This window comes from Nereida sp. MMG025 (assembly GCF_021654165.1).
Taxonomy (GTDB): domain Bacteria; phylum Pseudomonadota; class Alphaproteobacteria; order Rhodobacterales; family Rhodobacteraceae; genus Nereida.
This window is the reverse complement of sequence record NZ_JAKFZN010000007.1, coordinates 1-21,663: the sequence shown is the minus strand read 5'-3', so window position 1 is coordinate 21,663 and position 21,663 is coordinate 1. Positions and strand designations below refer to the sequence as shown.

17 protein-coding genes are annotated in these 21,663 nt (G+C 56.2%); 12 read left to right on the top strand and 5 right to left on the bottom strand.

Going from position 1 to position 21,663, the window contains the following annotated elements:
* Positions 1–2 precede the first annotated feature (2 nt).
* Genes L1065_RS13585 through mmsB form a run of 3 tightly spaced genes read left to right on the top strand, consistent with a single transcriptional unit; the run spans position 3 to position 3,816 of the window.
* Positions 3–1,274: an ABC transporter permease gene (locus tag L1065_RS13585; protein ID WP_370641194.1), complete on the top strand. Its 1,272-nt coding sequence runs from the start codon at positions 3–5 to the stop codon at positions 1,272–1,274.
* A gap of 4 nt (positions 1,275–1,278) precedes the next feature.
* Entirely contained in the window at positions 1,279–2,910 is a 1,632-nt protein-coding gene (gene betA, locus L1065_RS13580) for a choline dehydrogenase (protein ID WP_237096048.1), read from the top strand.
* 33 nt (positions 2,911–2,943) lie between these two features.
* Positions 2,944–3,816, top strand: a complete 873-nt coding sequence (mmsB, locus tag L1065_RS13575) for a 3-hydroxyisobutyrate dehydrogenase (protein WP_237096047.1) — start codon at positions 2,944–2,946, stop codon at positions 3,814–3,816.
* Here the strand turns inward: mmsB and L1065_RS13570 are convergent.
* Positions 3,805–4,665, bottom strand: coding sequence for a LysR family transcriptional regulator (locus L1065_RS13570; RefSeq protein ID WP_237096046.1), 861 nt, complete (start codon positions 4,663–4,665; stop codon positions 3,805–3,807). The genes mmsB and L1065_RS13570 overlap by 12 nt on opposite strands.
* Positions 4,666–4,761: 96 nt before the next feature.
* Here L1065_RS13570 and L1065_RS13565 point away from each other — a divergent pair, with 96 nt between their 5' ends.
* The 6 genes from L1065_RS13565 to galE all read left to right on the top strand — a co-directional run bounded on the left by L1065_RS13565 (position 4,762) and on the right by galE (position 12,361).
* Entirely contained in the window at positions 4,762–6,261 is a 1,500-nt protein-coding gene (locus L1065_RS13565; protein WP_237096045.1) for a CoA-acylating methylmalonate-semialdehyde dehydrogenase, read from the top strand.
* Between the two features lie 269 nt (positions 6,262–6,530).
* Positions 6,531–7,562: a hypothetical protein gene (locus L1065_RS13560; RefSeq protein WP_237096044.1), complete on the top strand. Its 1,032-nt coding sequence runs from the start codon at positions 6,531–6,533 to the stop codon at positions 7,560–7,562.
* A 71-nt stretch (positions 7,563–7,633) separates the two neighbouring features.
* Positions 7,634–7,960, top strand: a complete 327-nt coding sequence (locus tag L1065_RS13555) for a hypothetical protein (protein ID WP_237096043.1) — start codon at positions 7,634–7,636, stop codon at positions 7,958–7,960.
* Positions 7,961–8,006: 46 nt separating this feature from the next.
* Positions 8,007–9,809 carry a S8 family serine peptidase gene (locus L1065_RS13550; protein ID WP_237096042.1) on the top strand — a complete coding sequence of 601 codons (1,803 nt, stop codon included), beginning with the start codon at positions 8,007–8,009 and terminating at the stop codon, positions 9,807–9,809.
* A gap of 150 nt (positions 9,810–9,959) precedes the next feature.
* The gene (locus L1065_RS13545) at positions 9,960–11,309 is read left to right on the top strand and encodes a polysaccharide biosynthesis/export family protein (protein WP_237096041.1); all 1,350 of its coding nucleotides are present in this window, start codon (positions 9,960–9,962) and stop codon (positions 11,307–11,309) included.
* Positions 11,310–11,332: 23 nt separating this feature from the next.
* The gene (gene galE / locus L1065_RS13540; protein ID WP_237096040.1) at positions 11,333–12,361 is read left to right on the top strand and encodes a UDP-glucose 4-epimerase GalE; all 1,029 of its coding nucleotides are present in this window, start codon (positions 11,333–11,335) and stop codon (positions 12,359–12,361) included.
* 1 nt (position 12,362) lies between these two features.
* Here the strand turns inward: galE and L1065_RS13535 are convergent, their stop codons facing one another.
* Both L1065_RS13535 and L1065_RS13530 read right to left on the bottom strand, forming a co-directional pair.
* The gene (locus L1065_RS13535) at positions 12,363–13,673 is read right to left on the bottom strand and encodes an AarF/ABC1/UbiB kinase family protein (RefSeq protein WP_237096039.1); all 1,311 of its coding nucleotides are present in this window, start codon (positions 13,671–13,673) and stop codon (positions 12,363–12,365) included.
* Positions 13,670–13,885 carry a TIGR03643 family protein gene (locus L1065_RS13530; protein ID WP_237096092.1) on the bottom strand — a complete coding sequence of 72 codons (216 nt, stop codon included), beginning with the start codon at positions 13,883–13,885 and terminating at the stop codon, positions 13,670–13,672. Before L1065_RS13530 ends, L1065_RS13535 begins: the two co-directional genes overlap by 4 nt.
* A 174-nt stretch (positions 13,886–14,059) precedes the next feature.
* On the opposite strand from L1065_RS13530, the gene L1065_RS13525 reads away from it, so the two are divergent.
* Together L1065_RS13525 and L1065_RS13520 are read left to right on the top strand one after the other, a co-directional pair.
* Complete coding sequence (locus L1065_RS13525) at positions 14,060–16,243, top strand: NADP-dependent isocitrate dehydrogenase (protein WP_237096038.1); 2,184 nt, start codon at positions 14,060–14,062, stop codon at positions 16,241–16,243.
* A 119-nt stretch (positions 16,244–16,362) separates the two neighbouring features.
* Complete coding sequence (locus L1065_RS13520; RefSeq protein ID WP_237096037.1) at positions 16,363–17,298, top strand: carbohydrate kinase; 936 nt, start codon at positions 16,363–16,365, stop codon at positions 17,296–17,298.
* Here the strand turns inward: L1065_RS13520 and L1065_RS13515 are convergent, their stop codons facing one another.
* Positions 17,299–19,536, bottom strand: coding sequence for a xanthine dehydrogenase family protein molybdopterin-binding subunit (locus L1065_RS13515; protein ID WP_237096036.1), 2,238 nt, complete (start codon positions 19,534–19,536; stop codon positions 17,299–17,301).
* A 3-nt stretch (positions 19,537–19,539) separates the two neighbouring features.
* Entirely contained in the window at positions 19,540–20,001 is a 462-nt protein-coding gene (locus L1065_RS13510; RefSeq protein WP_237096035.1) for a (2Fe-2S)-binding protein, read from the bottom strand.
* A gap of 139 nt (positions 20,002–20,140) precedes the next feature.
* Here L1065_RS13510 and L1065_RS13505 point away from each other — a divergent pair, with 139 nt between their 5' ends.
* Entirely contained in the window at positions 20,141–21,058 is a 918-nt protein-coding gene (locus tag L1065_RS13505; RefSeq protein ID WP_237096034.1) for an aminotransferase class IV, read from the top strand.
* Positions 21,059–21,663 lie beyond the last annotated feature (605 nt).

The following is a 21,663-nucleotide window of genomic DNA, read 5'->3' as shown; positions in this document are numbered from 1 at the left end:
CCTTGCCTGCATTGATCGGATATGTGGCCGTCATTTTGCTGGCGATGATCGTTTGGCGGTTTGCACGATCCAAGATGCAATCACGGGCGGATTATACATCGCTGAAAACTGTGACCTTTGGCGATGAAAGTGCGGTGGTTTCGGACAAGGCCGCCTCGGTCATTTCAATTGTTTTGATCTTTGTGATTTGGGGCGCGTTCACAGGATCGGCATGGCTGCCCAAGCTGCTGCATGCACCCGGTGCGTTTACGGGCCAAGACAGCTTTAGCTATACGGTGGAGTATGCCGATGGCAGCACCGATGACGCCGAGGTGTTGGTGAATGTGTTTCCCAAGGGCGGCAGCCCCGAGGGGATCAGCGTGGCGGCAGGCAACGGTCCTGCGGCCAGCGATGTGGTCGAGGTGCAGGCCTATCGCAGCAAGCTGATCGTATGGGACCAGAATGATGCGGTGAAACGCGCCGACGGGGCAAAGATCACCAGTGTGGGTGGCATGGCCATTGCGGCGGGTGAGGATGTGACCCTGCCGTTTGGACGCGTTGCGCTGACCGATAAAGGCACGATGAATTTTGAGCCGGGAACGGGCTGGCAGATGGAAGATATCTGGCTGCCTGCCCCCAACGCGGTGGCTGAACGGTTGGTGACATTGTGGCAAGACGGCTATCAGAATGTCACACTGGCCGAGCATCTGTCCTATTCGCTGTTTCGGGTGATTGTCGGGTTCTTGTTGGGGGCGCTGATTGGTATTCCGCTTGGCTATGCGATGGGGCTAAGCAATTGGTTCCGTGGTTGGTTTGACCCGATTGTGGAATTCATGCGCCCTGTGCCGCCGCTGGCCTTGATCCCGCTGGTGATCATCTGGTTCGGGATCGGAGAGCAGGGCAAGATTATCCTGCTGTTTCTTGCGGCGCTTTGGATCATGGCGATTGGGGCGCGCTCGGGTGTGTCGGGGGTCAAGATCAGTAAGGTGCATGCCGCCTATTCGCTTGGGGCCAGCAAGGTGCAGATTTTGCGTCATGTGATTATCCCGAATTCTCTGCCCGAAATCTTTACCGCTGCACGTGTGGCGATGGGTGTGTGTTGGGGCACTGTCGTGGCCGCCGAGCTGGTGGCGGCCGAAAAAGGCGTGGGTAAAATGATTGTTGCCGCGTCGAAATTTCAGGCCACCGATATTGTGCTGACGGGGATTATCCTGATCGGAATTATCGGCTTTGGCATCGATGTGCTGATGCGCCTGATGGAAAAATGGCTGGTGCCCTGGAAGGGGAAAGGCTGATCCATTGAAGGCGGAGTATGTGATTATCGGGGCGGGGTCTGCGGGTTCCGCCCTTGCGTTTCGGCTGACGCAAGCAGGCAAATCGGTTATTGTGCTTGAGGCAGGTGGCAGCGATGCGGGGCCGCTGATCAACATGCCCGGGGCGCTGTCCTATCCGATGAATATGGAGCGGTATGCGTGGCGCTATTGGACTGAGCCCGAGCCGCATTTGGGTGGCCGTCAGATCTATAATCCGCGCGGCAAGGTCATCGGCGGGTCGTCGTCGATCAACGGCATGATCTATGTGCGCGGCCATGCGATGGACTATGAGACATGGGCCGATATGGGTGCGGACGGATGGGCTTATGCGGATGTGCTGCCTTACTTCAAACGGATGGAAAACTGGAACGGCGGGGCCAGCGCCTATCGCGGAGACAGCGGCCCGCTGCATGTGAGCAAAAGCCCGATGCGCAATCTGCTGTATCAGACATTTATTGATGCAGGCGCGCAGGCGGGCTTCGAGATTACCGAGGATTACAACGGCGAAAAGCAAGAAGGGTTTGCGGCTTTCGATGCCACGATCCACGCAGGCAAGCGGTGGTCTGCAGCGCGTGCTTATATGAAACCTGCGGTCAAGATGGGGGCAAAGCTGATCCACTGCGAGGCGCAACGCCTGCGCATGGACGGCACGCGGTGCGTGGGTGTTGAAACCGACAAGGGATTCATCGCGGCTGAGGCCGAAGTGATTGTTAGTGCCAGCCCGTTCAACACGCCAAAACTGCTGATGTTGTCGGGCATTGGCCCTGCGGATCATTTGCGCGATCACGGCATCGAGGTGGTCGCGGATCGGCAGGGCGTGGGGCAGAACCTTCAGGACCATCTGGAGCTTTATATCCAGCAGGCCTGTACGCAGCCGATCACGCTCTATCGCTATTGGCCGCTGCCCAAAAAGATGCAGGTGGGGCTGCAATGGGTGCTGGCGCAGCTTGGGCCGGGGGCCAGCAACGGGTTTGAAAGCTGCGGGTTTGTGCGTAGCAAGGCAGGGGTGCAATATCCCGATATTCAATATCATTTCCTGCCATTGGCGGTGCGCTATGATGGCACTGCGGCGGCCGAAGGGCATGGCTGGCAGGCGCATGTGGGGCCGATGCGATCGAAATCGCGCGGGGCGGTGACGTTAAAATCGGCTGATCCGAAAGAGCCGCCGCGCATCCAGTTTAACTACATGAGCCACCCAGAGGATTGGGAGGATTTCCGCCACTGCATTCGCCTGACGCGCGAGATTTTCGGGCAGGCGGCGTTTGATCCTTATCGCGGCAAAGAGATTTCGCCAGGGGCTGACGTGCAAAGTGATGATGACTTGGACGCGTTCATCGCCGAGCACGTGGAAAGCGCCTATCACCCTTGCGGGACCGCGCGGATGGGGCGAGCAGATGACCCGATGGCGGTGGTGGATCCTGCGTGCCGCGTGATCGGCGTGCAGGGGCTGCGGGTGGCCGATAGCTCTGTCTTTCCGCAGGTGACCAATGGCAATTTGAACGGGCCGTCGATTATGGTGGGCGAGAAGGCGGCGGATCATATTCTGGGGCGCGGGATGTTGCCGCGCGAGAACCTTGCGCCGTGGATTAATCCGCGCTGGCAGACCTCGGACCGCTAGGCTAGCGTTTCGATCAAACAGGGAGGATTTTGCATGAAGATCGGATTTATCGGGCTTGGGAATATGGGCGGGCCGATGGCAGCCAATCTGGCCAAGGCGGGCCATACGGTGGCGGGCTTTGATGTGAGCGGCGTGACGGTCGATGGCGTGTCGTCTGTGGCGTCGGCGGCAGCGGCGGCTGCGGGCGCAGATGTGGTGATTACGATGCTGCCAAACGGTGCGATTCTGCGTGCTGTTGCGGATGAGGTGGTGCCCGCGATGGAGGCGGGGGCTGTGCTGGTGGATTGTTCAACCGTTGATGTCGACAGCGCGCGGGCCGTGGCCGAGACGGCTGTTGCGGCGGGTAAGCTGGCGGTGGATGCGCCGGTGTCTGGCGGCGTTGGCGGTGCGGCTGGCGGGACGCTCACGTTTATGGCGGGGGGCAGTGCAGACGGGTTTGCCAAGGCCGCGCCATTGTTTGAGATCATGGGCCAAAAGGCGGTGCATTGCGGTGACAGCGGTGCAGGGCAGGCGGCCAAGATTTGCAACAACATGATTTTGGGCATCACGATGATCGGCACCTGCGAGGCCTTTGCGCTGGCCGATAAACTGGGGCTGGATCGTCAGAAGATGTTTGATGTGGTCAGCACGTCATCGGGGTACTCGTGGTCGATGAACGCCTATTGCCCTGCGCGGGGGGTGGGGCCACAAAGCCCTGCGGATAACGATTACCAGCCCGGGTTTGCGGCGGATTTGATGCTGAAGGACTTGCGTTTGTCGCAGCAGGCGGCGCAAAGCGCGGATGCCGATACGCCTTTGGGGCAGGCTGCCACGGGACTGTATGAGCAGTTTGTGGAGAGCGAGGACGGTGCGGGTAAAGACTTTTCAGCGATGCTGCCACGGTTCGAAAAGCGATCACGCGGATAGGGCTTGGGCGAATTGGCGGCGCAGCAAGGTTGCAAGTGTCGCCATACGCCGAAACGCCATTTCGTCTTTGCGCAGGTTCAGGAAATATTGGCGCGGCACGGAAAATTCGGGGAAAATGCGGGTGACCGCGCTTTGATCGCGCAGGGCAAAATCATGCACCATGCCGATGCCGTGTCCGTGCTTGATCCATTCCCACTGCACCAGCACCGAGTTGGAACGCAGCTTGGGTGCGCGGGTGCGAAAATGCGCAGGCATGTCCAGTTCGGGATCCATCAGAAGTTCGGGGATATAGCTGATCAGCGGTTGATCCTTGAGCGCGTCTTGCCCAACGCGATCGACCAATTTGTGCGCAGCGGCGAATTGAAGGTGATAGTCTGCCAGCGGTTCCGACAGCAGCGCCTTGGATTTCGACGGGGTCACGGAAATCGCCAGATCGACGTCGCGGTTCAACACATCGAAATCGCGCGAAGCCGAGACGACTTCGATAACCAGTTCGGGATGCGCCGCACTGATCTGTGCGAGGATATCAGGCAAAAGGAAGGTCGCGCAGCCATCTGGTGCACCGATGCGAATGCGCCCTGTCAGAGAGGTGTCTTCGTTCAGAAAATCGCTGGAAATCTCGGTTAGTACGTTTTCCATCTTGGCGGCATGCCCACTGAGCGCGTTGCCATCATCGGTCAAAACATAACCGCGCGGGGATTTCGAAAACAGCGAAGTGCCAAGCACATCTTCGAGGCGCTGGATGCGCCGTCCTACGGTCGCGGGATCTTTGCCCACGCTGACAGCAGCGGCGGAAATGCTGCCTGTGCGTGCCACAGCAAGAAAGATGATCAGGTCGTCAGGGTTCATGGTTTGGCTTTGCATTTTTGCAAAATAATGATCGAAAATTTCACCTACTACATGAGTAATCGCAAAGATAGGATCATGTCAAAAGGAGACCAACTCATGCAAGAATTGACCCATTACATTAACGGCGAACATGTCAAAGGCACGTCGGGGCGCTTTGCCGATGTCTACAATCCTGCGACGGGCGAGGTACAGGCGAAATGCCCGCTGGCCAGCACAGAAGAGATGGCCCATGCGGTCGAGATTGCCGCCAAGGCGCAGCCCGCGTGGGCCGCGACAAACCCGCAGCGCCGTGCACGTGTTTTGATGAAATTCGTGGGCCTTCTGAACCGCGATATGGACAAGTTGGCCGAAGCGCTGAGCCGCGAGCATGGCAAAACCCTGCCTGATGCGGCGGGCGATGTGCAGCGTGGGCTGGAAGTGGTGGAATACTGCATTGGTGCGCCGCAAATGCTGAAAGGGGAATACACCGACAGCGCAGGGCCTGGCATTGATATGTATTCCATGCGGCAGGCTTTGGGGGTGACGGCGGGGATTACGCCGTTCAACTTCCCTGCGATGATCCCGATGTGGATGTTTGCGCCTGCGGTCGCCTGTGGCAATGCGTTTATTCTCAAACCAAGCGAGCGCGATCCATCGGTGCCGCTGATGCTGGCTGAATTGATGGAAGAGGCAGGGCTGCCCAAGGGGATCTTGCAGGTTGTGAACGGCGACAAGGAAGCGGTGGATGCGATCCTGCACAACGATGTGATTCAGTCGGTGGGCTTTGTCGGATCCACGCCGATTGCCGAATACATCTATGCCACGGGGTGCGCCAACGGCAAACGCGTGCAGTGTTTTGGCGGTGCCAAGAACCATATGATTATCATGCCTGACGCCGATATGGACCAAGCGGCCGATGCGCTGGTGGGTGCGGGATATGGGGCTGCTGGCGAACGGTGCATGGCGATTTCGGTGGCCGTGCCTGTGGGCGACGAAACCGCGGACCGATTGATTGAAAAGCTGGTGCCGCGGATCGAGGCGCTGAAGGTCGGCCCCTATACCAGCGGCAATGACGTGGACTACGGCCCTGTTGTAACGGCTGCGGCCAAGGCCAATATCGAGCGGCTTGTCCAAACAGGCATCGATCAAGGGGCCAAGCTGGTGGTCGATGGGCGCAACTTCAGCCTTCAGGGGTATGAGGACGGCTTTTTCGTGGGCGCGCATCTGTTCGACAATGTCACCAAGGATATGGACATCTACAAGCACGAGATTTTCGGTCCTGTGCTGTCCACGGTGCGGGCGCAATCCTATGAGGAGGCGGTCAGCCTTGCGATGGATCACGAGTATGGCAACGGCACGGCGATTTTTACCCGTGACGGCGATGCGGCGCGTGATTTTGCCAACCGCATCAACATCGGGATGGTGGGCATCAATGTGCCCATCCCCGTGCCGCTGGCCTATCATACGTTTGGTGGTTGGAAGAAGTCGGTCTTTGGCGATCTGAACCAGCATGGGCCTGACGCGTTCAAGTTCTACACACGCACAAAAACGGTCACAGCACGTTGGCCATCGGGCATCAAAGAGGGCGGTGAGTTTAGCATTCCTGTGATGGAATGAGCTAACCCGCAAAGAAATTTCTAGTAAAGGCGCGTGGTCAAGGCATTGATTGCGCGCCTTTTTCTTTGGGTGGTGCCCCTCTGGTTGCGCAGGTCAGTGATTCCATACCTTGCGCCGAATCGTAAACGCAGTGTTTCCTGTCTGTGTCAGGTGCTGAATTTTCCAGCAATTTCACTGGCACCCCGAGCCATTATTTTTCGGCTCATTCGACAGCTGAATTTTCAGCAAACAGACGTTTTTGAAAACCAATTTTTAGGGAGTTTTTTCTCATGTACTACAATCCAAATCATATGGTTCCTGTTGATCCTTACGCAGGTCAGTTCGCACCTCAGGGTGCGTTTGGCGATGGCCTTGCTGCGGTTGCGCCGATTGCGGGTGGCATCGCGACAGCCGTTGCGAATGGTCATCAGGCCACACGGTTCATGGCGCCGGTTATCGGTGGTGCGGTCACTGCTGGCACACGTGCTGTTGGCAACTGGCTTCCATTTCAGGCAGGACCGGGCGGATATGTTCAAGCCCCTGTCATGCAAGAGCCGGTCTATGCCGAGCCTATGGCCTACGCGCCCCAAGGTGCCATTGGACGTTGGTTGGGTCGCAGTGTTGGCGGCTTTGTGGGTAACAAACTGGGCAATCGCGGTGCGGGGCAGGCCGTTGGCGGCGCATTGGGCAACCTTTTGCCGTTCCAGGCGGGGCCAAGTGTTTATGCCGATCCCGTTTACCAAGAGCCGATCTATCAAGAGCCTGTGGGCTATGCGCCCCAAGGTGTGTTTGGCTCTGCCTTGGGCAGCATTGCGGGCGGTGCCATCGGTGGTCATTTCGGTCACCGCGATCTGGGCAGTGCTGTGGGCGGTTTGGCAGGCAGCTTCCTGCCGTTCCAAGCTGGTCCTGAAATGGGGCAGCCACAGTTCGCGCCGCAAGGGCGTTGGGGTGATTTCATTGCGGATGTAGCACCTGTTGTCGGCAATCATGTCGGTGGAAACTGGGGTCGTGCGATCAGCACCGTTGGCGGGTTGGCTGATATGCTGCCCTTCCAAGCAGGGCCTGGCGGTTACCCCATGCAGCCTGTCTATCAAGAACAGCCTGTGGGTTTTGCGCCCCAAGGTGTTCTGGGTGGGCTTGCTGGCGGGGCCGTTGGCGGATGGATCGGCAAGCGCCTTGGCAATAAGAACCTTGGCCGCGCGATTGGCGGCGGTTTGGGCGCATTGCTGCCGTTCAATGCCTATGGCCAGCCCGTTTATGGCCAGCCTGTCTACGGGCAACCGATGGTCGAGCCGCAAAACGAACAGATCGTTTATCACTAATTGATCTGGTGCGGGGCGGTCTGATGATCGCCCCGACATCTCGAATGTCCCAGTCAGGAAAGGAAAATATTATGTCCGAACCGATGATGACACTGATCGCCATGCGAGATGGTTCTGTGGTGTCTGTGCGCGATGAGCTGGACGCGTTGATCGCCTCGGCCACCCATCACCCTGAGATTACGGTGCAAAAACGGAACGATTTGATGGCCACGTTGACGGGGCCACGATCAGTGGTTCAGTCCTTTGCCGACAGCTTTGAACGCGCCTTGATTTTCGAAGAGGACAAAAAGCTGACGGCGATTGCGCCGCCTGGTCCCTTTGAGGGCGACAGGGTCGAACCTTCGGGATCTGACGAAGCTATCCGCTTTAGCGAAGACGATGAAGTGAACGAAATTTAACCAAAGCATTTTTCAAAAAGACATTTATTTTTAGGGAGTTATTACGATGCCAGAGAATGGATCAAATACAAATGGCGCGTCACAAGACGCGATTTATGAGACCTCGGAAAAGATTGATATTCTGGTTGGTCCGCGCCGCAGTCTTGCGGCAAAACGTGCGGGCATCCAGCCGATGAATGCCAGTACAATGGCCAGTGCGGTGCGTATTTTGGAAAGCCAGTTCGGGGTGACGCCCGAACGCGTGATCCGGCGCAAGATCAACAAAACGCTCAGCACCCATGACGAAGCGACGGATGTTTTGAAATACCGTATGGATATCGAAGCGGCGGCTATTCTGGCCCAAACAGCGGGGCCAAGCGTCAGTGTTGAGGTGGACAGCCACCTTCAATACGGGGCGGTCGCACCCTCGAACCTGATGCAACAGCTGATGGGACGCACGAATATGGGCAATGCGGGGCTGAAGGAAAGCACCGTGAAAATTCGCATCATCGGGGAGGGCGACAAACCTGTCGCAGGTGCCAGTGTAACGATGGAGGCGGCGGGCTTTCCGCAGGAGGGGCGATCAAACAGCCGCGGTGAATTGACCATGAAGTTGTTTGAACTGCCGGGCGGAAATCAGGTGAAGTCGATTTTCGTGCGCCCGTCCGCAGGACATTGGAACCGCATCATCAATAGCCCGAACCTGTCGACAACGGGCATCAATGTGATCCGGCTTAAGCCGATTGCCGATACCCACGCAGGGTTTCCCTTGAATGCCGCTTATGGATGGGGACAGCGGCTGATGGGGTTGGACAAGCTGCCAGATGAATATACGGGCAAAGGTGTCAAGATCGCGATCATCGATTCAGGTGCTGATCCGACCCACCCTGTCTTGTCGCATATCGCGCAGGGGTTCGACATGACGAAGGACACCCCCGATGGGCAGGCGGGCGAAGGGTGGAAAGATGATGTGATCGGTCACGGCTCGCATTGTGCGGGGGTCATCACAGGCAAGACCGATGGCACCACGGCCATTCGTGGTTTTGCCCCTGATGCAGAGATCATCGTGATGAAGGTCTTTCCCGGCGGGCAGTTTTCGTCATTGCTGGATGCGTTGGCCAAATGCATCGAACTGAATGTGGATGTGGTGAACATGTCGCTTGGTGGTGGCGAGGCCAGTGAAGTGGTCGAGCAACAGATCGAGGAATGTGTGCAACACGGCATCGCATGTATCGTGGCAGCAGGGAATTCGGGCAATGAGGTGCAATACCCTGCCAAATCGCCGTCGGTTCTGGCGGTCGCAGCCTTGGGCCAGATGAATACCTTTCCCAATGACACATGGGAGGCCACCACGATGCAGCCAAGCCAGGTTGTAGGTGATGGCCTGTTTTCGCCAAGCTTTACCTGTCATGGCCCCGAGATTGCGGTTGCGGGTCCGGGCGTGGGGATCATCTCGACCGTGCCGGGGGGGCAGTTTGACCCACAATCCGGTACCTCGATGGCAACCCCGCATGTCTGCGGTATGGCTGCGTTGCTGGTGGCGCATCACCCTGATTTCAAAAACGCACCGCGCGATGCAACACGGGTGGCGCATTTGTTTAACATGATCCGCACGTTGAGTGCCCCGCTGCCCTTGGCGGCAGAGCGGGTCGGGTCGGGCTTTCCGACGCTGCACGGTGCCTTTGCCGCTTTTGAGGCAGGACGCGCAGCAGAGGATGGCGATGGCGATCATGCGCAGTTCGCTGCTGCATCCGCAGGGCCCAGAATTGGGGGGCATATGGCGTTTTCGCATTATGCGCCGCATCCCGCGCAGCACGCTTATGGGACGCAAGGTGCAGTCTACCGGCCACAGGGGTTTTATTCCTACTGATCCCTAATTCTTGGAAATGTGACATGCCCCTACACCAGATGTAGGGGCATTTTGCGCGTTTTAAGGCTGAAAACCGCTTTAGTCAGGCCAAACACCTTGCGAATCCTCACCTGATTTGAAAACAGTGCTGCAGACGATCGGGGATGTCGCATGAAGTATTTATCTGTTGTTTTTGCGCTGGCGTTGGGCGCTTGTGGGTCTGCCTATGTGACGCCCAAAGTCAAAACGGATTCCGCCGATGTGCCTGTGCGCATCGTTGCTTTGTCTGGCGAAACGGTCCTGCAAGCCAACCAGTCAACATATCGCCCCAAAACTTTGCCGGCGGCGTTTTTCCAAAATGCAGGCGCGGGTGGTGCGGGCATTGGGGCTGGTGCTTTGCCACGTGGTGCGCTGACCGAACCTGCCCCAAGAGCGGCACTTCAACTGCGCGTGCCGCCGCCGGTGCCTGCGCGAAACTATGAAATCGGTGTTGGCGATGTGATCTTGCTGGCGACGCCTTCGTCGGGAACAACGGTTGAAGAGCTGAGCGGACTGTTGGCTGCACAAAACCGTCGTCAGGGATATACGGTGCGCGATGACGGTGCGATTGCGATCCCCGATGTTGGGCGCATTGAGGTGAACGGGCTGACGCTTCAGCAAGCCGAAGAGGTCATCTTTGAGCGTCTTGTCGAACGCCAGATTGATCCCACCTTCAGCATCGAGATTGCCGAGTTTAATTCGCAGCGTGTTTCCATTGGCGGTGCGGTTGCGAAACCATCGGTTGTGTCCATTCGTCTGACGCCCCTGACGCTGGATGAAGCGATTGCGGCAGCTGGCGGGATTGATGCGCCCGACCTTGAGTTTGCGAGTGTCCGCATCTACCGCGACGGAACGCTCTATCAAATCCCGCTTGAGGATTTGTATTCCAACCGCAATCTTTTGAAAACGCAGTTGGCTGCAGGCGATAGCGTTTTTGTCGATACGTCTTTTGATCTTGAACGTGCCGAAGCCTATTTTGATCAACAGATCACGCTGACCGGCCTTCGCAATCAGGCCCGTCGCGATCGGTTGACCGCGCTTCAGACCGAGGTGAATTTGCGCCGCTCTGCTTTGCAAGAACAGCGTAGCAATTTTCAGGCACGGCTGGATTTGGGCGCGGTGGATGTCGACTACGTCTATCTGACGGGTGAGGTGGCGAACCCATCGCGCTTTGAGATGCCCTTTGGCCAGCAAGCAACGTTGGCGGATGCCTTGTTCGCTTCAGGTGGTTTTGACAACCGCACGGCGAACCCATCACAGATTTACGTATTGCGCGGCAATCCTGATCCTTCGGCCTTTAGCGCCGTGACGGCATGGCATCTGGATGGGGAAAACCCTGTTAACATGATCCTTGCGACACGTTTGGAGCTTCGTCCCAATGACATCATCTTCATTGCGGAACAGCCTGTGACGCGTTGGAACCGTGTTGTGCAACAAATCACGCCAAGCTTGATCAATGCGGGTGTGCGCGCAACAAATTAACCGACTTGACGAGGGCCGCTGTCGTGACGCCAAGGCATACAATTCTTTTGACAGGTGGGCTTGGGTACATCGGCTCGCATACGGCTGTTGCATTGGTCGAAGCGGGATATCGCGCTGTCATTCTGGATGACCTTTCAAATTCCGAACGCTCTGTTTTTGACGCGATTTGCCAGATTTGCGGCGATGAACATCTTGAGTTCATCGAAGGGGATGTCACCGATGCGGCCTGCCTGAAAACCGTGTTTGAGGCGCATGATTTCTTTGGCGTCATTCATTTTGCGGCCAAGAAATCTGTGGCTGAAAGCGAAGCGGATCCATTGAGTTACCTGCATACAAACCTAAGCGGTCTGGTAGAGTTATTGCGCGCAATGGATACGGCTGGCGTTTACAATTTGGTGTTTTCATCATCGGCCACGGTCTACGGCGATCAGGAGGTGTTCCCGATCCCCGAGACAGCTACGCGTCATGCGGTCAACACCTACGGCTATACCAAAGTTGCCAGCGAAGAGATGCTTGAGCGTGTGGGCACCGCAGATGATCGCTGGTCGTTCGGGGTGTTGCGCTATTTCAATCCGATTGGTGCGCATGGTTCGGGTTTGATCGGTGAAAACCCCAAGGGTATTCCTGCGAACCTTCTGCCGTATATTGACCGTGTTGCGACAGGTGAGTTGCCCGAACTGGTCGTTTACGGCGATGACTATGACACGCCAGACGGCACAGGTGTGCGTGACTATATCCACGTGATGGATTTGGCCGAAGGTCATGTGCAATCGCTTGATGCGATTGATGCAACGGGCCAAGGGCATGTCGTCAATATCGGTACGGGGCAGGGGTATTCTGTGCTGGAAGTTATCAAGGCATACGAAGCAGTATCGGACATTGAGATCCCGTTTCGCATTGCGCCGCGCCGCGCGGGGGATGTGGCGGTCTATTGTGCGGACGCATCCTTGGCCAGAGATGTTTTAGGGTTTCAGGCAAAGCGCGATTTGTTCGAGATGTGCCGCACCAACTGGGCATGGACGCAAAAGATGGCTGAGGCCAAAACAGCCTAATTTACAAATAGCGCAGAAGGGTCTTGGTGACCTCGACTTTTGCGCCAAGCTTTGCCGCCAGCAAAAACACCCCGCCAAATTTGCGTTGCAGGAACAAGACATCGACAGGCAATGGCGGCGGCACAAACCCGTCTTCCGCCAGTGCCAGCCCTTCGCGTTGCATGTATTGCGACAACCGCCTGTCGGCGAAATCATAGGTGTCCGAGGCGCGCAGAGCGTCAAAGGACATTGCCATCATATCGACGATCTTGGCGCGGTGATGTTCGGCCACTGTGTCATCCACAAAGCCGATCTGATGGGCAAGGTCTTCCATCTGGTTGCGATTGCCCGCCAGACCGGCGCGCAGCAGGTTCTTGTAGTGCTGCGCGATGTCATCCGCGATGTCGCGGGTGGCGCCAAAATCCAATAGCACCACCTTTTGGGTCACTGGATCAAAGCGGTAGTTGGCGAAATTCGGGTCGGTCTGCATCGCCCCGAACATACAAAGTTCCTGCATCAAAAGATCGATCAAGTCGGTCGCGATCTTGTTGCGTTGCTCTTGTGGTAAGGCCGCGGCCTCTTCTATGGGGCGGCTTTCGATGTAGGACATGGCAAGGATCGTATCGGTCGAAAACTCTGGATAGACCTGCGGCACCATGAAACGTGCGTCATCCTTTAGAAGCGTATGAAAACGTTGCAGGTGATGTGCCTCTAATGCGTAATCGGTTTCGTCATGCAACTGTGCGCGGGCTTCGGCCAGATAGGGCTTCAACTCAAACCCTTTGGGAAGCAGCCCTGACATTTTGATCAATGTGCCAACATTTGCGACATCGCTGTCGATACTTTGGGCAACCCCGGGATATTGCACCTTGATGGCAAGCTCGGTGCCGTCTTTCAAAGTGGCGCGGTGCACCTGCCCGATCGAGGCGGCTGCGATGGGGCGCACGTCGAAATGTTTGAAGCGTTTGATCCAGCCGTCACGCCACGCGGCATTCAGAACCTTTTTGAGTTGGGCAGGTGGCATAAAATGCGCATCGTCGCGCAAGCGCGCCATGATGTCGGCCAGTTCGGGGGGCAGCATTTCGCCCGTATCCATTGATACCATTTGGCCGACTTTCATCGCGGCACCGCGCATTTTGGCCAGTTGGTCGGTCACACGCCGTATGTTGGCAGGTGTCATCAAAAGACCGCGCATTGAAGGACGTTGCCCCTTGGTCAGCTGTGCGACGCCATTCACGGCCATGTTTCCCGCAACTCCTGCGGTCATGGTGCCAAGTTTTGAAAACCGTGACAGGCGGCTGGCAGGAACCGAAAGGGGGCGTGCATCACTCATTTGTAGTGCGCTCTTCGATCCGAGAAATCACGCACCCTTTTGCGCCACGTCCGATAACTGCTTGGCCGCAGGTTTTCGCGCATCAACGCTTTCACTTGTGCTTCGCGCAGGCCGTATTCCGCACGTATGTCATCAAAGCTGACATGATCAGACAGGGCCATTTCAATGACATGGCTGATGTGTTCGGGGCTGAGCGGCTGGTCTGTTTTCATGTAAGTGATGTAGTCGCACAGGCCATAAGGACAACCGTAAGCGCGATATCTGACAGTGCCGTGCACGCGCATGGGATGACATGTCGCCGCGACCTGCATTCCATTGTAGACGACAGTATACAAACGGGGTAAGTGGCGATCAAATCGCATATCCAGTTTACAGGAGCCCCAAGCATGGCCGACATTATTTACACCAAAGTTGATGAAGCACCGCAGTTGGCATCGGCGTCACTTTTGCCAATCATCCAAAAGTTTCTGTCCGAAGCGGGCCTGACTGTGGAAACGCGCGACATTTCGCTGGCAGGCCGCATCATCGCAGCATTCCCCGAAAACCTGAGTGCAGATCAGCAACAGTCTGATGCGCTTGCGGAATTGGGTGAGCTGGTCAAGACCGCGCAGGCCAATGTTATTAAGCTTCCGAATGTGTCAGCCTCTGTCCCGCAGCTGGTTGCGGCAATTCAGGAGTTGCAAAGCCAAGGCTATGATTTGCCCGATTATCCAGAGGATCCGCAGACAGATGCCGAGAAAGACGCGCGTGCGCGCTACGACGCCATCAAAGGGTCGGCCGTGAACCCTGTTTTGCGCGAAGGGAACTCTGACCGTCGTGCGCCTGCGGCTGTCAAGGCATTCGCCCAAGCCAATCCGCACCGCATGGGCAAGTGGGAAAGCAGCAGCAAGACCCGTGTGGCCACGATGGGCAAAGATGATTTCCGCAGCAATGAACAATCCGTCACGCTTGAAAACGCGGCAACCCTGCGCATTGAATTGGACGCAGTGTCTGGTGTGAAGGTGATGAAAGACGGTTTGGCGATGCCTGCAGGCACAATCGTCGACAGCACGTTCATGTCAGCCAAAGCCCTGTCAGCCTTTTATGACCGTGTGATTGATGAGGTTGCCGCCGAAGGCACGCTGTTTTCGCTGCATATGAAAGCAACGATGATGAAAGTGTCTGACCCGATTATTTTTGGCCACTGCGTCCGTCGTTATCTTGCGCCGGTTTTCGAAAAGCATGGTGATGCGTTTGAGGCCGCAGGTGTGGACCCGAACGGGGGTTTGGGCACGATGCTTGAGAAGATCGCAGAAATGGACGGCGGCGATGCCATCATCGCTGAAATTGATGCGACCCTCGCCAAGCGCCCACCGCTTTACATGGTGAATTCCGACAAAGGCATCACGAACCTGCACGTGCCTTCAGACGTGATCATCGATGCGTCGATGCCCGCTGTTATCCGCGCTGGCGGTAAAGGATGGGGGCCTGATGGCGCGGAAGGCGACACCACCTGTGTCATTCCAGATAGCAGCTATGCAGGTGTGTATTCAGAAAGCATCGACTATTTCAAACAAACCGGTGCCTTGGATCCAGCAACATCTGGCACTGTGCAAAACGTGGGGCTGATGGCGCAAAAGGCGGAAGAATACGGCTCGCATCCGACGACCTTCGAGATCGCCGAGGCTGGCACGATGCGCGTGATGAATGGCGACGAGGTTTTGATGAGCCATGTGGTCGAGGCAGGCGATATCTGGCGGATGGCCTCTGCGCGTAAAGCACCGATTGAAAACTGGATTGAACTGGCGATTGAGCGTCAGGCCGCCGAAAATTGCCGTGCGATCTTCTGGCTGGATGCCACACGCGCCCACGATGCCGAATTGATTAAATACGTCAAACCCGCGCTTGAGGCTGCGGGTGTTGCTGACAAATTCGAGATCATGGCGCCTATCCCGGCCACGCGCGCGTCGATGGAGGAAATCCGTTTGGGCAAAACCTGCATTGCCATCACGGGCAACGTGTTGCGTGACTACCTGACAGATCTGTTCCCAATTCTGGAAGTGGGCACCTCTGCCAAAATGCTTTCGGTTGTTAAGTTGATGCAAGGCGGCGGTTTGTTTGAGACAGGTGCAGGCGGGTCTGCACCCAAACACGTTCAACAACTGGTCGAGGAAAACCACCTGCGTTGGGACAGTCTTGGAGAGTTCTGTGCGCTTGGCGAAAGCCTGCGCTTTGCAGGCAGCGCCAAGGCGAAGGTTTTGGGCGATGCCGTTGATACCGCAACCGAAAAACTGTTGGCCGAAGGCAAAAGCCCAGGCCGAAAAGTTGGCCAAGACGACAACCGCGCAAGCCACTTCCACTTTGCCATGTATTGGGCCGAGGCTTTGGCCACACAGACGGATGACAAAGAATTGGCAGCGTCCTTTGCGCCAGTTGCGCAAGCGCTGGCATCGAAGGCCGATACGATTCTGTCGGAATTGAAAGCAGGCGGTGGCAAGGCTGTGGATCTGGGCGGATATTATCACACCGATGATGCGAAAACGGCGGCTGTGATGCGTCCTTCACCGACCTTTAATGCCATTATCGGTTAATCGGCCCGCTGTTAATACGAAAGAAAAGCGCAATTTATTTTGCGCTTTTTTTGTGCGCCTTTTCCATTTATGTTTCCGCTAACATTTTGGGCCATAAGCCCGACTAGGGGAAATACGTGATGATCTTATGCTGTGGCGAAGCGCTTGTTGATTTGGTTGAAACAACTGCGCCCGACGGACGGACTGCTTTTGCGCCGCATGCGGGCGGTGCCGTGATGAACACGGCAGTTGGCCTTGGTCGATTAGAGGTCAAGACCAAGTTCTTGTGTGGGCTGTCGCAGGATATGTTCGCTGATGTCTTGCTGCAGCATATGCACGACAGCAATGTTGATACCGCCCTGTGCCCAACGCTTGATGCGCCCACAACGCTGGCATTTGTCAAACTTGTCGACGGACAGGCCAGCTATGCTTTCTTTGACGAAAATTCTGCTATGCGACAGATGTCCATTGATGATTTGCCGAGTGTTCCCCAAGAGACGAAGGCGCTGTTTTTTGGTGGTATTTCACTGACGTCAGGCAAATGCGCCGAGGCCTATGCCGCATTTCTTGCGCAGCATGCCAGCGATGTGTTTGCGATGATCGATCCCAACATCCGTCCCAGTTTTATTCAGGATGAAGCGGGATATCGGGCGCGGTTGGATGCGATGATCTCTAACTGTGATGTGATCAAGCTGAGCGACGAAGATCTCGTTTGGCTGGAAGGTGAAGGTGAAATCGAGGGTTTGGCCAAGGGTATTCTTGCACGCGGTCCCAAGCTGGTGTTGATCACCGAAGGCAGCAAAGGCGCAACGGCGTATCACAATGATTTCTCGGTGACTTGTCCGGTCGTTCCTGTCGATTTGACCAATTCGGACACAATTGGCGCGGGTGATACCTTTAACGCAGGTTTTCTGGCGTCGCTGCATGATCAAGACGTGTTGGACAAAGCGGCGATTGCCAATGCGTCACCTCAGGTCGTTAAGGCAGCGGTTGAAATGGCCATTCAAGCCGCCGCCATTACCGTGTCGCGCAAAGGTGCGAACCCGCCTTGGCGCCACGAATTACAAGCGTCCTGATCAGGCAAAGTCCACGAATTTGGTAAACGGCATTTCGCGCAATCGCTGGCCTGTCGCGTCAAAAATTGCATTTGCCAGAGCGGGGGCCGCAGGGGGGACTGGTGGTTCTCCGATCCCGCGAATTTTGGGCGCGTTTTCGAGGCCACGCACGTATATTTCAGGCGTTTGATACATCCGCAGTCCCGTGTGGCTGTCATAGTTTTGCTGTTCTGCCATCCCGTCAGAATAGGTAATCTCGCAATTCATCGCGTGGCCAAGCCCCCAGATCACACCGCCTTTTACGTTATTTTCAAAGTTGTCAGGGTCGACGATCTGACCAACATCGGCTGCCACAAAGACCTTGTCGATCTGGATGCCATTATCCGTTGCAGTCACTTCAACCACCTCTGCGGTTGGTACGCCGAAGGAGCTGACAAAGGCAACGCCCCGCCCGCGGTTGGGGCCAAGGTCGCTGCCCCAGTCGGACATATCTGCGACGGCCTCAAGGACTTGGCGGGCGATGTCGTAGTCACATAAATCAAGGCGGCCCTGCATGGGGTCTTGGTTGGCGGCGATCAGCAATTCGTCCAGAAACCCTTCTGCAAAGAAACCCGCATGAGACGCGCCGACAGAACGCCATGAGCTGACCGGCGCAAGCTCTGGCGCACGGTAGGCCGTGACGCGCAGGTTTTCGATCGCATAGGGCATGTTCCACGCACCTGCGATGATCTGCATGTCGGGGCCCGGCGGCACAGGCAGGCCTGCACGCGGTACCTGCGATGCGATGGGAGAGGGCGATGCAACTTTCAGATCATAGGTGGAAATCACACCGTTCGATACCACCCCATCAGCGCGGCCCATCGCGATTTGGCGGGGGTAGTCATGGGCGAAATCTTCTTCGCGCGAGAAGGTGAGCTTTACAGGTGTGCCCCGCAGCTTCATCGCAATCTCGGTTGCGTAGCGCACGTTCTCAAACTCAAGCCTGTGACCAAAGCTACCGCCAGCATATTGGTTGTGAAGAGCAACTTGTTCAACAGGCAGACCTGTGATCGCAGACACCATATCCTCTACGGCGCGGGGAAATTGGTGGCTGGTCCAGATATCGGCGCGGTCTTCTGTGATTAACGCAATAGCGTTCAACGGCTCTAGCGGGGCGTGGGCCACATAAGGCGCGCGGTATTCGGCGCTGATTGTATCGGCACTTTCCAAAGCGGCAGGCACGTCACCATCGTGGCGCCATTCGCTGTCCAAGCGATCTTTGGTGAAACTTTCGGATAAGGCCTGCCAGTGGTCTGATTGCTCGGCAGGATAGGGGGCTTCGGCCCAATCCACATCGACGGCCTCGACGGCCCGGATGGCGCGCCATGTATTGTCCGCGATTGCGGCTATGCCACCGGTTACCTCGATGATGTCTGTAACGCCGCGCATTTCTTTTGCGGCTTGAGCGTCAAAAGCATTAATGGCACCGCCTTGGCGCGGATTGAAACGCACGGCTGCATGGACCATGCCATCCATTTTCATATCGATGCCAAATGTCATCTTGCCGAATGATTTGTCTGCGATGTCCATCCGCTGCGTTCGTTTGCCGATGTAGCGCCACTGTGAAGGATCGCGCAGTGCAACATCTGTGACCGGATCAAGCTGCGCGGCGGTGCTGGCCAATTCCGTATAGGGAACCTGCGTTCCATCTGGCAAAATCACCGCACCGTCTTTGGTCGTCAGATCGCCGACGGCAACGCCTGTTTCTTGCGCCGCCGCGTGTTTAAGGGTTTCGCGGGCAACGGCACCTGCCATACGCAATTTATCAAAACTGTCAGGCACAGAGGTAGATCCACCTGTGCCCTGAACACCCAGTGTTTTGACAACGTAGCCAACAACAGTTCGCATGGTTTCGGCCATGGCGCTGTCGTCGCGGGACATAAATGGCACGCCTTCATCGGCAAAAGCCGTGTTGAAGTAGGCGGGGTCGGGGGTGCCAAAGCTTGTTTCAAAACCGTCAAGGGCAAGGTCCATTTCCTCGGCAATCAGAAGGGCCTGCATGTGAACAGCACCTTGGCCGATATCGACGTGAGGTGTGATCAGCGTGACCGCATCTGGGGTCACTTTAACAAAGGGGTTGAATGTAGCCTCGCCGTCGTTGACCCCAATTGGATTGTCGTGGGGTTTGCGCACGGTGTAGGCGCCAAAGGCAATACCGCCCGCAATGGCAATAGATCCGATCAGGAAACTGCGGCGTGCGATGGTTTTCACTTTGCCCATGCTTTAACCCTCCTGCAGCTTGGTTGCGGCGGTTTTGATGGCGTCGCGCACCCGCGGGTAGGTGCCGCAGCGGCATAGATTGCCGCTCATCTCATCATCGATATCCGTGTCGCTTGGATTGGGATTGAACGTCAGCAAAGACGCGGCTTGCATGATTTGGCCCGATTGGCAGTAACCGCACTGGGCGACCTGATGTTCGACCCATGCTTGCTGGACGGGATGCGGATCATCTGGGGTGCCCAGACCTTCGATGGTGGTGATGTTTGCGCCTTCAGCATCAATCGCAAGAGTTTGGCAACTGCGCACCGCTTGGCCATCCAGATGAACCGTGCACGCGCCGCACTGCGCAATGCCGCAGCCGTATTTCGTTCCTGTCAGGCCAAGCTCGTCACGAAGAACCCACAGAAGGGGCATGTCTTCTTCTACGTCCACCTCTTGGATTTTGCCATTCACAGAAAACTTCATCCGCTTGCGCTCCTGTCGCCTATTTTTATGATCTTAGCATCGAACCATTCGGTTCAGATAGGGCTGTCGGTGCAAAATGCGAGTTGACCAAAGGTCGCCAAAGCGTACCGTCGGCCATGACCCCCAAAGGAGCGTTTTTATGTCCGTGACAACCCATGATGCTTTGGAAGATCCGCGCAACGCGGATATCAAAATCTATGTGAATGGCGAACTGAAGCACCGCGACCAGGCGATGGTGTCGGTATATGACAGCGGCTTTATGCTTGGCGATGGTATGTGGGAAGGCATGCGTCTTTATAACGGCGTCTGGGCCTTTTTCGATGAACATATGGACCGCTTCTTTGGCTCTTGCAAAGCGGTTAGCCTGGATGTCGGGATGGACCATTCGGGTATTGCACAGGCGCTTGAAAAAACACGTGTTGCAAACGGTATGAAGACGGATGTGCATTGCCGTTTGATGCTGACCCGCGGGATCAAGATCAAACCATTCCAGCACCCATCGCTCAGCCGTTCAGGGCCTACACTTGTGATTATCATGGAGCATTCGAAACCCGTTGACCGGTTGCAAGCGGCGGGCATTCGCCTGGCAACCGTGCCACAGGTGCGCGGGTTGCCGATGGCCCAAGATGCCAAATACAACAGTCATTCAAAGCTCAATTGCGTGATTGCCTGTTTGCAAGCGGAACAGGCCGGCGCAGATGAGGGGTTGATGCTGGACCCTCATGGTTTTGTAAATACGACCAACGCGTGTAACTTTTTCATTGTGCGAAAAGGCGAGGTTTGGACCTCAACGGGCGACTATTGCATGAATGGTGTGACCCGCCAAAAGGTGATTGATCTATGCCGCGCCAATGACATTCCCGTGTTCGAAAAGAACTTTTCGCTTTTTGATGCCTATAGCGCGGACGAAGCTTTTTTGACGGGAACATTCGGCGCCCAGACACCTGTAGCCTCTATTGACGGCAAACCCATTGGCAGCGGCGAAAGGCCCGTCACCGCCCGCATTCGCGACCTTTATAAACAATTGATCGAGGATCATGTCGCAGCTGTGGGATGATCTATTCAAAAGAGGTTACTGCCGAGCCAAAGGGTGCGCAGCTTTAGAGCTTCCGCGTTTTAATTAGTTCGATCAAGCCATCCATGGTCTTGGTGTTGGTCACATCGTCGTATGAAAACCGGATGCCGAATTCCTCTTCCAGTACTAAAATCAGGTTGATGTGACCAATGGAATCCCAACCTGCGGTTTCGTTTGCACGGATGTCGTTTTGCAGCGTTGAGCAAGTCTCAGTTCTGTTTGGTCTCAGCGATCTCGCGTTTCGATTTCCGAATTCTCCGCCGTAGATGTCTCAAGGGCGCTTTGCGACACATAACTGGTAGGACTGCGCGTTCTATGCGTTTTTTTAATTTTTACGGCGCGTCCAATCGAGCGGTTCGACCACTTTTTGCGAAAATGCCCGCCGCGCCTTGGAAAAAAAGGTTATTGTCCGCGGGGGTCGCTGGATTTTGTTGGGATTGGTAAGGGCTTTATCTTGCCCGCAGCGAGCTGTGGGGACAGGTTCCGCGCTTCATCCGTTACGTATCTGGTTGGACTGTCACATCGCTTTATACCTTAATGGGGTTTGTGATCACGATCGGCGTCTACAATTATGGGTGGCAATGATC

Coding starts and splice junctions, on each gene's coding strand:
- mmsB (WP_237096047.1), top strand. CDS start 2,944: ATGAAGATCGGATTTATCGGGCTTGGGAATATGGGCGGGCCGATGGCA.
- L1065_RS13570 (WP_237096046.1), bottom strand. CDS start 4,665: ATGAACCCTGACGACCTGATCATCTTTCTTGCTGTGGCACGCACAGGC.
- L1065_RS13565 (WP_237096045.1), top strand. CDS start 4,762: ATGCAAGAATTGACCCATTACATTAACGGCGAACATGTCAAAGGCACG.
- L1065_RS13560 (WP_237096044.1), top strand. CDS start 6,531: ATGTACTACAATCCAAATCATATGGTTCCTGTTGATCCTTACGCAGGT.
- L1065_RS13555 (WP_237096043.1), top strand. CDS start 7,634: ATGTCCGAACCGATGATGACACTGATCGCCATGCGAGATGGTTCTGTG.
- L1065_RS13550 (WP_237096042.1), top strand. CDS start 8,007: ATGCCAGAGAATGGATCAAATACAAATGGCGCGTCACAAGACGCGATT.
- L1065_RS13545 (WP_237096041.1), top strand. CDS start 9,960: ATGAAGTATTTATCTGTTGTTTTTGCGCTGGCGTTGGGCGCTTGTGGG.
- L1065_RS13535 (WP_237096039.1), bottom strand. CDS start 13,673: ATGAGTGATGCACGCCCCCTTTCGGTTCCTGCCAGCCGCCTGTCACGG.
- L1065_RS13530 (WP_237096092.1), bottom strand. CDS start 13,885: ATGAAAACAGACCAGCCGCTCAGCCCCGAACACATCAGCCATGTCATT.
- L1065_RS13525 (WP_237096038.1), top strand. CDS start 14,060: ATGGCCGACATTATTTACACCAAAGTTGATGAAGCACCGCAGTTGGCA.
- L1065_RS13520 (WP_237096037.1), top strand. CDS start 16,363: ATGATCTTATGCTGTGGCGAAGCGCTTGTTGATTTGGTTGAAACAACT.
- L1065_RS13515 (WP_237096036.1), bottom strand. CDS start 19,536: ATGGGCAAAGTGAAAACCATCGCACGCCGCAGTTTCCTGATCGGATCT.
- L1065_RS13510 (WP_237096035.1), bottom strand. CDS start 20,001: ATGAAGTTTTCTGTGAATGGCAAAATCCAAGAGGTGGACGTAGAAGAA.
- L1065_RS13505 (WP_237096034.1), top strand. CDS start 20,141: ATGTCCGTGACAACCCATGATGCTTTGGAAGATCCGCGCAACGCGGAT.